Consider the following 9,118-nt stretch of genomic DNA (forward strand, 5'->3'; position numbering starts at 1 on the left):
ACCCGACCGAGCTGTGTCCGCATGCACCACACACGAGCTGCGCACCCAACCGAGCTGCATCCGCGCGCACCACACACGAGCTGCGTACCCGACCGAGCCGTATTCGCGTGCACCAGGCACGAGCCGCGTACCCGCCCGAGCTGCATCCGTGTGCACCAGGCACGAGCCGCGTGCCCAACCGAGCTGTGCCCGTATGCACCGGGCAGGCGGCACGCCTCGTGAAGGCCGATTTCTTGGTGGTGACCGGACCTGCCGGGCGCTTGCGGCACGCCCGGCAAGATCGCGTGGTCAGCGTGATAAGAGCAGGTCAGCGCGCCCGAACACGAGCCATGCCGTACGGACTCGCCTCATGCTCATCTCCTCAGTCCTCCGTGATCCCGAGGCCTGCGGCGGCCGAGAGACCTTCCAGATAACCCATGGCCCGGTCGGTCTTCGGGTAGCGGTGCACCCACTCCCAGAAGTCCTTGCCGTGCCCTGGCACGAGCAGGTGCGCGAGTTCGTGCACCAGCACGTAGTCGAGCACCCACGGCGGCACGTCGCGCAGCCGCTCGGACACCCTGATGGTGCCCTCGGTCGGCGTGCACGACGCCCAGCGGGTGCGCATGGGCGGCACCCAGCGCACGCTGACGGGATCAGCGAGCGAGTCCAGGTAACGCGCCGACAGCTCGGCGCAGCGCACCATGAGCGCCTCGTCCGACGTTCGCGCAGGAGATTTCCTGCGCGTCTCACTGCGCTGGAGGCGGCTCAACATCTCCGCCACCCAGTGCTTTTCTTCCCCCTTGGTCATCCGTGCCGGCAGAAGGACGACGACCGTGTCGCCCTCCCGGTACGCGCTGACCATGCGGCGGCGCCGGGAGCTCCGCCGCACCTCCACCCGCGGTTCGGCCATGCAGTCACCGTAAACGGCGTCACCGACAATTTTCGGCCCCCAACCGGCGGCAGCGGCGCACCCGGCGGGTGAAGTTCCACCGAACGGCGGCTGGACACGCGCGGATGAACCTGCGCGGATTCGCCGCCTCGCCCAGGTACCGTCGCGCCAAGGTCCCCGAGTGTGTCCGCACTCACAACTGCAAGGGAGGGGCTGTGGCCGAGACCTACAACGGCTACTGCGTCAAGTGCCGCGAGAAGCGCGACTTCGAAGGCAAGGTCGAGGAGACGAACGGCCGGCGCATGGCGAAGGGCACCTGCCCTGTCTGCGGTACGAAGATGACGCGGATCCTCGGCAAGGCCAAGGTCTGACGTTTCCGCTGGCAGGGGGCCTCGCCCCCTGCCAGTCTTTCTCATGTGGACACAAGACCTCGCGTGCGTAAAGGACTCGCCGTGGTGCGCCGCGGCCCCGGCGTGGTCCAGGTCGGCACCGACCCGAAACACGCCGTGGTGATCGACTCACTGTCCGAAGCACTGGTCGACGCACTGATCACCCTCGACGGCCGCCACACCGTCGCTGAACTGGGTGAAAGGCTGAAAGAACGTGGCGAGGACCCGAGCCAGCTGAGTGACGTTCTCGCCTCGCTCGAGGAAGCCGGTCTGCTCGACACAGGCTCCCCCGCGAAGGGCGCGACGGCCGCCGTCCTCGGCGCCGGACACCTTGCTCTCTCAATCACTTCGCTTCTAGCTGAATCAGGCGTCCGCCTGGAGCACCACGCGGATCTGACGGTGCTGGCGGCGACGCTCGTCCCCGACCCGAACCTCGTGAACGCGCTGATGGCGTCGCGGACGCCGCATCTGGCCGTGCGGGTGCGTGAGGGCGTGGGCATCGTCGGACCGCTCGTGCTGCCCGGCCGCACCAGCTGCCTGAACTGCGCGGACCTGCACCGCGCAGACCATGATCCGGCCTGGCCCGCCATCGCGGCGCAGCTCGCCGGCAAACCGGCCTCCACCGACGTGCTGTTCGCGACAGGAACGGCAGCGCTCGCGGTGGCGCAGATCCTCGAATCGTTGATCTATGTCCGTGGACGTGACCTGGCCCCGCCGCCCGTGTTGAACGCCACTGTCGAGCTCGACCTCGCGGCGGGTGTTGCTGAGAGGCGAAGCTGGTATCCGCACCCTGACTGTCAGTGCTCCGCACATAACATGGCCGAGTGACCGAGATTCCGCGCAAGGCCGTGCAGCGCACCGCCAAGCTGGCGAGCCTCCCGCTCGGGGTGGCAGGCCGGGTTGTGGGCGGCTGGGGGAAGCGACTCACCGGACGCGGGGCCGACGAGGTCAACGCCGAGGTGACGGCCAAGACGGCGGAACAGGTCTTCGCGGTGCTCGGCCAGCTCAAGGGCGGCGCGATGAAGTTCGGCCAGGCGCTGAGCGTGTTCGAGGCCGCTGTCCCCGACGAGCTCGCCGCCCCGTACCGCGAGGCGCTCACGAAACTGCAGACCGCGGCCCCGCCGATGCCCGCGCGCACCACGCACCGCGTGCTCGCCGAACAACTCGGCGCGTCTTGGACGAAGCGCTTCGAGTCGTTCGACGACGAGCCTGCTGCCTCCGCGTCCATCGGCCAGGTGCACCGCGCCGTGTGGCACGACGGCCGCGACGTGGCGGTGAAGGTCCAGTACCCCGGCGCCGACGAGGCCCTGCGCGCCGACCTGAAGCAGCTGCTGCGGTTCTCCCGGCTGCTGCAGGCGATCATGCCTGGTACCGACGTGCGCCCCCTGCTGGAGGAGCTGCGCGACCGGTACCTGGAGGAGCTCGACTACCGCGACGAGGCCGCGAACCAGCGCACGTTCGCCAAGGCCTTCGAGAACGACCCGCGTGTGCTGGTGCCGCGCGTCATCGCCTCATCGCCCAAGGTCATGGTGACCGAGTGGACGTCGGGCACGCCGCTGTCGAAGATCATCCGCGAGGGCTCCGTCGAGGAGCGCGACCTGGCAGGACAGCTGCTCGCCGAGTTCCACTTCTCGGCACCGTCGCGCTCCGGCCTGCTGCACGCCGACCCGCATCCCGGCAACTTCATGCTGGGCGACGACGACCGGCTGCGAGTGATCGACTTCGGCGCCGTGGCCCGCCTGCCCGACGGCCTGCCCAAGACGCTCGGCCTGATGACCAGGCTGGCCCTGGACGGCCGCTCCGCGGATCTGGTGGAGCTCCTGCGCACCGAGAACTTCATCCGCGAGGGCATGTCCCTGCACGGCGACGACGTGCTCGGCTACCTGGCCCCGTTCGTCGAGCCGCTGCGCACCGAGTCGTTCCACTTCACGCGCCGCTGGCTGCAGTCGCAGGCGGAACGGGTCGGCGACCTGCGCAGCCCGGACTCACAGACCGGCCGTTCTTTGAACCTGCCCCCGCAGTACCTGCTGATTCACCGCGTGACATTGGGCGCGACGGGCATTCTCTGCCAATTGGACGCCCACGTGACCGCACGCGAAATCGTCGCGCGGTGGCAGCCAGGATTCGACGACTAACTCGCCCGAGTGAACATTCGGCGAGTTGTCCACAGGTTGGCACTGAGCCCCGTTTGAGTGTGTCCATCTGGGCCAGGATGGACGCATGGCACCCATCGCAACCACCGCTGACCTGCGCAAATACGGTTTCTCCTCCCGGGAGATCCAGCGTCACTGCACGCCCGCCGGGCCGTGGCAACAGCTGCTGCCTGGCGTCTTCCTGCAGAAACCTTCGCCGCCGACTCGGCTGGACCGGCTGAGGGCTGTCCTGTCTTATGCAGGCCCTGAATCCGTGATCACGGGTGCGGACGCACTGTCTCGGCAAGGGGCTGTGCTGCCTGTCTCCCGGCACATTCACGTGCTCGTGGGAAAGAACATGCGAAGAGCGCATCCGTGGGTTCTCTTCGAGCGCACAAACCGGCCGCCGGGCGTTGTGGAACGCAACGGGCTGAGGCTCGCCGACCCGCCGCGGGCCGCGCTGGACATGGCCCGCCGGGAGACAAACCCGCGCGCGGTCGTGGCGATCCTCGACGCCGTGGTGGACGCGCGGCTGTGCTCGCAGCGCGATCTCCACGAGGAGCTGCGGTGGAGCAGCCGACGGGGAACGGCGCTGGTCAGACAGGCCTTACGCCACCTCTATCCGACCTGACCGGCTCGCGGTCACACTGCGACGCGCACGCGCCGATGACCTGGGCCCAACACCTCACTCAAGCAACAACTCAGCCGCCATCACTCAACGGACAGCCCGCGCGTCGGCTGCTGCCCCTCGACCCCACACCAACAAACCCCGACCTGACCGGGGTGAGTCAGCGCCAGTACTCGTCAGGCAGCTTGCCCTCGATGTCCCGCACGTACGTCTTCGCGCACACGTGACACAACCACCGGATCGACCCACCGGTCCGCTCGGAAGACCACGCCAAGAACTCAAGATCAGAAACGGAGGCACGCGAACGACCACATCTGTGGCACACCGTCATCGCCGTCGTCCCAGGTGGATCGTGTCGGTCTCCAGCAGGAACACGTCCTCGCGGGCGCCGACGTACTCCGAGTCGGACGGGTTGAGCAGCCGCCGCAGCGCGTCGCGGTCGGCCGGGTGCAGGTAGGACCCGGTGATCTCGGACAGCCAGGTCAGGCGGTCCACGGCCCACTCGCGGACGAGGTGCTTGGACGGGGCCGGGTGGTCGACGACGAAGCTGAAGGCGCTGATCTCGCCCAGGCCCGCGTCGGCCAAGGCGACGTTCCAGCCGACGGGCAGCCGCACGGAGCCGGTCATCTTCTCGCGCATCGACACGAACCACTCGGCGCGGGCCGCGGCCATGCGGTCTTGCAGGCCGGGCTCGCCGACGCCGAGGTCCCACGGCAGGAAGCGGGTTTCGAGGCCGCCCTCGGCCAGTGCCAGCCAGCCGCCGGGAGCAAGGGCCGACACCAGGCGGCGGACACCGCGCAACTGATCAGGGAGGTGGTGGATCACCCGCGAGCCCCAGATGAGCTCGACCGGTCCGGCAAAGGACAACGGGTCCTCGGTGGCGAGATCCGCCAGCACCGGCTTGACCGACACGGCGCCGTCCGACTCGGCACGCGCCGCGGTGCAGGCCGCGTCGAGCAGCTCGGGTGTGGCGTCGACCAGCACCAGGACGCCGCCGCCGTGTTCTCGCAACGCCGAGACCAGCGGCACGCTCATGGCGCCGGCGCCGCAGCCGACATCCATCACGACCGGCGAGTCGGGCAAGGGTGCGACGAGTCTCCGCGCGACAGCGGACAGCGCCTCTTCCTGAAGGGCGCCGTAGCGCCTCATCCCGCTCAGCCGAGCGGACCAGTCGATTCCGTCGTGGGTGTGATGCGGCACAGATGGAACGGTACGGAGGAACGGCCGAGGCCGCCATCCACCTTCTCGTGGATGACGGCCTCAGCTCGAGACTGTCAGAGGTCGAAGCGAGCCGCTCTGCGTCCCGCCCATCGCGACAACCTGCGCCAACGTTGCGCTGACGCGAGGCGGTTCGCCAGGCGTTGCTCTTCTGCGTACCTCTGGGCTTCTTGTATTCGTATTCGCACGAGTTCTTCGTTCAGAGACATGGGTGTCAGGGCCTCGTTCAGGTAGGCGGGCAATGCGCTGTGGTTGGTCTGCACGGTGTTCATGCCGCCGCCTCCGTCTTGTCAGCAGTGACAACAGTCGCGTCCTTGCGCGGACGGCCACGCGGCCGCTTCCGCGCGATGACGACACCGCGCTCGAAGATCTCTCCACCCCAGACGCCCCACGGCTCGTGACGGGCGAGCGCGCCGGCGAGGCACTCCGCCAACACCGGGCAGGTCCCGCAGAAGGACTTGGCCTTCTCGAGGTCGGCCGGCGTGTCAGCGAACCAGAGGTCGGGGTTGTGGGTACGGCAGGGGATGTCGAGCCCCTCCGCGAGGTCCGGAAGTGTCTCGCCGGTGAGCGGGACAGTCGCGGTCAACATCAGGGTTTTCTCCTTGTGTGGGGTACAGCAAAAACACGAAAGCCGCGGACTCTGTGCGAGTCCGCGGCTTTCGTGAGCCTGGTGGTCCTTCGACCCCCTCTATGGGGTCGGCAGGAGCCTTCTCACTTGACGCGCGGACAGCGCAGTCGTGTAGTTGGGAACGTCATCAGCGGTCGGACGCAGGCTCGGCTGCTCGATGAGCAGGCCGGTGCCGCGCTCACGACCCAGCAGTGCCACTGGCTTGTGGGCAGACTTCTGCCACATGGCCTGAGCGGCTGCGGACGTGCAAATGCCCTCGGACACGGGGAGGCCGAGCGCGCGCGAGATGTTGAAGATCTTCACAACGGGCCACCTCCTCCGAGAGCTCTGCCATAGAGAGCTAGTAGTAGTTCTTCTTCCCCAGACGGGTCCTCCGGACCCGGCATGAGCAGGTTATGACCCCGTCCCAGGGGCTCGCAACCTATTTAACGAAACTTGTCCCGATCAGGTGGCGGAGTACCCGACACCGGCTCGGACCAGGCCCAACACGTCGTCACCGAACTTATCAAGCTTCGAGGCGCCGATGCCCGAGATCGCCACAAGTCCGGCCGAATCCGTGGGTCGCTGCTCCGCGATCGCCATCAGCGTCGCGTCCGTGAAGACCACGTACGCGGGCACCTTGAGCTCCCGCGCTCGCCCCGCACGCCACTGACGCAGCGACTCGAGCAACTCTTCGTCCACATCAGACGGACAGGTCCTGCATCGACCGAGCTTGACGGACTGCGCCTCGACCAGCGTCGACGCGCACACCCGGCAGGTCGGCTTCTCCTTCTTCATCAGAGGTGGCCGCTGCGCACCGCCAGATACCCGCGCGGCCGGGTGGTTCTCGGGCACGAGGCCGTAGAGGAAGCGCGACCGCCGGCGGTACTTGCGCCCACCGGCGGCGCGCGACAACGCCCACGACAGCCAGAGGTGCTCACGCGCGCGCGTCACGCCTACGTATAGAAGGCGGCGTTCTTCTTCGACCTTCGCCTCGTCACCGTCGGCGTACTGGATCGGCATCGTGCCCTCGACCAGCCCGACGAGGAACACGGCGTCCCACTCGAGGCCCTTCGACGCGTGCAGCGACGCCAGCGTCACGCCTTCGACGGTCGGCGGGTGCTGCGTCTCGGCCCGCACGTCGAGCTCCGCGCAGAACCGCGGCAGGTCGGCTTCCGGCACCGTGACGGCGAACTCCTCCGCGAGCTCGACCAGCGCGAGCAACGACTCCCAGCGCTCACGCGCGGAGCCGCCGGTCGGCGGCTCGTCGGTCAGCCCGACGCGGCCCAGCACCGAGCGGACGACCTCGGGCAGGCTTCCCTCAAGATCACCCGCCGAGCGCAACGCGATCATCGCCTGGCGCACCTCGGCGCGCTCGAAGAACCGCTCGCCACCGCGCACCAGGTACGGAATGCCGAGCGAGGCGAGCGCCTGCTCGTACACCTCGGACTGCGCGTTGACCCGGTAGAGGATCGCCATCTCGGAAGCCGCGACGCCCTCGTCGAGCAACGTCTTGATGCGCCGCGCGACCGAGTCCGCCTCGGCAGGCTCGTCGTCGAACTCGTGGAACCGCGGCAACGGCCCCTCCGGCCGCTGCCCGATCAGCTGCAGCCGCGAGCCGGCGGGACGGCCGCGCGCCCACTTGATCACGTCGTTGGCCAGCGCCACGACCTGCGGCGTCGACCGGTAGTCGCGCTCCAGCCGCACGACGACGGCCTCGGGGAAGCGCCGCGGGAAGTTGAGCAATGGCTGCGGCGAGGCGCCCGCGAACGAGTAGATGGTCTGGTTCGCGTCGCCGACCACCGTCAGGTCGTCGCGGCCGCCGAGCCACGCGTCGAGCACGCGCTGCTGCAGCGGCGTCACGTCCTGGTACTCGTCGACGACGAAGCAGCGGTAGCGGTCGCGGAACTCCTGCGCGACCTCCGCGTTGTCCTCCAGCGCCCCTGCCGTGTAGAGCAGCAGGTCGTCGAAGTCGAGCAGCTGCGCCTCGTTCTTGAGCTGCTCGTACATCGCGTAGAGCTTCATGATCTGCTCGGCGGGCGCGGGGATGTCGCGCGCGGCCCGTGAGGCTGCGGCCGGGTACGCGTCCGGCGTCAGCAGCGACGACTTCGCCCACTCGATCTCACTGGTCAGGTCGCGCAGCGCGTCGGACTCGGTAGCAGCCCCAGCCTGGACGCGGCGCGGCCGACCACGCGAATCTTCTGGTCGACCAACTCCCAGCGCGGGCCGCCGATGACCCTCGGCCAGAAGTAGCGCAACTGGCGGGAGGCGGCGGCGTGGAACGTCACGGCCTGTGCGCCGTGCACGTCCAGGGAACGCAAACGCGTGCGCATCTCACCCGCAGCGCGTTTGGTGAACGTGACGGCGAGGACCTGCGACGGGGCGACGTGGCCGCGTTGGCACAGGTAGGCGATGCGGTGGGTGATCGTGCGGGTTTTGCCGGTACCGGCTCCCGCGAGGACGCACACCGGGCCGCGCGGCGCCTCGACCGCTGCGCGCTGTTCCGGATCAAGACCCTCCAGCAACGCCTCCATGCCCGGCAGTCTCGCAGATGGCCGATGCAACTCCGATACCAGCGCGCCGTATCCTGGTGGGCATGGCTGGTAAGCAGGACAAGGCGGCTGCCAAGGAAGCGTCGAAGGCTCGTCGCGCGGCATCACGCGAACGGCGCAAGCAGATCTTCGAGGCGTTCAAGATGCAACGCCGCGAGGACAAGGCGCTGGTTCCGCTGATGCTGGGGGTAATCCTCGGTGTCGTGGCGATCGCGGTCGCCGTCAGCCTCGTCTTCAGCATCCAGTGGTGGATGGTCGTACCGCTCGGCGTCGCGATCGGCGCGCTGCTGGCCGTGATCATCTTCGGCCGCCGCGTGCAGAGCAACGTCTTCCGCAAGGCCGACGGCCAGCCAGGCGCCGGCGCGTGGGCGCTCGAGAACCTGCGCGGCCGCTGGCGCGTCACTCCCGCCGTCGCGGGCACCACGCAGCTCGACGCCGTGCACCGCGTGCTCGGCCGTCCGGGCGTGGTCCTGGTCGCCGAGGGCGCTCCGCAGCGGGTGAAGCCGCTGCTCGCGCAGGAGAAGAAGCGCATCTCGCGCGTCGTCGGCGAGACCCCGATCTACGACTTCATCATCGGCACCGGCGAGGGCCAGGTCCCGCTGAAGAAGCTGCAGTCGACGCTGATGAAGCTGCCGCGCAACATCACGGCCGCCCAGGTCGACTCGCTCGAGACCCGCCTCGCGGCGCTGGCCAGCCGCGGTGCCGCACTGCCCAAGGGCCCGAT

Annotated in this window: 9 protein-coding genes and 1 pseudogene; 5 read left to right on the forward strand and 5 right to left on the reverse strand. The window is 68.7% G+C overall.

The window, feature by feature from the left end; translation table 11 throughout:
- Positions 1 to 361: 361 nt before the first annotated feature.
- A complete protein-coding gene (locus tag FXN61_RS43885; RefSeq protein ID WP_167979750.1) occupies positions 362 to 889 on the reverse strand; it encodes a M48 metallopeptidase family protein in 528 nt (175 codons plus the stop codon).
- Positions 890 to 1,083: 194 nt separating this feature from the next.
- On the opposite strand from FXN61_RS43885, the gene FXN61_RS43890 reads away from it, so the two are divergent.
- The 4 genes from FXN61_RS43890 to FXN61_RS43905 all read left to right on the forward strand — a co-directional run bounded on the left by FXN61_RS43890 (position 1,084) and on the right by FXN61_RS43905 (position 4,020).
- A complete protein-coding gene (locus tag FXN61_RS43890) occupies positions 1,084 to 1,239 on the forward strand; it encodes a DUF5679 domain-containing protein (RefSeq protein WP_167979751.1) in 156 nt (51 codons plus the stop codon).
- A 63-nt stretch (positions 1,240 to 1,302) separates the two neighbouring features.
- Positions 1,303 to 2,085, forward strand: coding sequence for a TOMM precursor leader peptide-binding protein (locus FXN61_RS56040; RefSeq protein WP_312878459.1), 783 nt, complete (start codon positions 1,303 to 1,305; stop codon positions 2,083 to 2,085).
- On the forward strand, positions 2,082 to 3,392 hold the full coding sequence (locus tag FXN61_RS43900) for an ABC1 kinase family protein (RefSeq protein WP_167979753.1): 1,311 nt from the start codon (positions 2,082 to 2,084) through the stop codon (positions 3,390 to 3,392). The genes FXN61_RS56040 and FXN61_RS43900 overlap by 4 nt, the downstream gene beginning before the upstream one ends.
- Positions 3,393 to 3,477: 85 nt before the next feature.
- Positions 3,478 to 4,020: a hypothetical protein gene (locus FXN61_RS43905; protein WP_167979754.1), complete on the forward strand. Its 543-nt coding sequence runs from the start codon at positions 3,478 to 3,480 to the stop codon at positions 4,018 to 4,020.
- Positions 4,021 to 4,344: 324 nt separating this feature from the next.
- Here FXN61_RS43905 and FXN61_RS43910 read toward each other — a convergent pair whose 3' ends face one another.
- The 4 genes and pseudogenes from FXN61_RS43910 to FXN61_RS43925 all read right to left on the reverse strand — a co-directional run bounded on the left by FXN61_RS43910 (position 4,345) and on the right by FXN61_RS43925 (position 8,376).
- Positions 4,345 to 5,217 (reverse strand): class I SAM-dependent methyltransferase, encoded by an 873-nt coding sequence (locus FXN61_RS43910; RefSeq protein WP_312878460.1) that lies wholly within the window; start codon positions 5,215 to 5,217, stop codon positions 4,345 to 4,347.
- Between the two features lie 286 nt (positions 5,218 to 5,503).
- Positions 5,504 to 5,824 (reverse strand): WhiB family transcriptional regulator, encoded by a 321-nt coding sequence (locus FXN61_RS43915; RefSeq protein WP_167979755.1) that lies wholly within the window; start codon positions 5,822 to 5,824, stop codon positions 5,504 to 5,506.
- A 99-nt stretch (positions 5,825 to 5,923) separates the two neighbouring features.
- Positions 5,924 to 6,166: a hypothetical protein gene (locus FXN61_RS43920; protein WP_167979756.1), complete on the reverse strand. Its 243-nt coding sequence runs from the start codon at positions 6,164 to 6,166 to the stop codon at positions 5,924 to 5,926.
- A 141-nt stretch (positions 6,167 to 6,307) separates the two neighbouring features.
- Positions 6,308 to 8,376, reverse strand: a pseudogene (locus tag FXN61_RS43925) (ATP-dependent DNA helicase UvrD2).
- Between the two features lie 62 nt (positions 8,377 to 8,438).
- On the opposite strand from FXN61_RS43925, the gene FXN61_RS43930 reads away from it, so the two are divergent.
- A partial coding sequence (locus FXN61_RS43930) for a DUF4191 domain-containing protein (protein WP_167979757.1) occupies positions 8,439 to 9,118 on the forward strand: 680 nt, incomplete at its 3' end.

It is taken from the genome of Lentzea indica (assembly GCF_012184385.1).
Lineage (GTDB): Bacteria > Actinomycetota > Actinomycetes > Mycobacteriales > Pseudonocardiaceae > Lentzea > Lentzea indica.

Excerpts from the sequence above, each read along its gene's own strand:
- FXN61_RS43885 (WP_167979750.1), bottom strand. The coding sequence starts at position 889 with ATGGCCGAACCGCGGGTGGAGGTGCGGCGGAGCTCCCGGCGCCGCCGC.
- FXN61_RS43905 (WP_167979754.1), top strand. The coding sequence starts at position 3,478 with ATGGCACCCATCGCAACCACCGCTGACCTGCGCAAATACGGTTTCTCC.
- FXN61_RS43915 (WP_167979755.1), bottom strand. The coding sequence starts at position 5,824 with ATGTTGACCGCGACTGTCCCGCTCACCGGCGAGACACTTCCGGACCTC.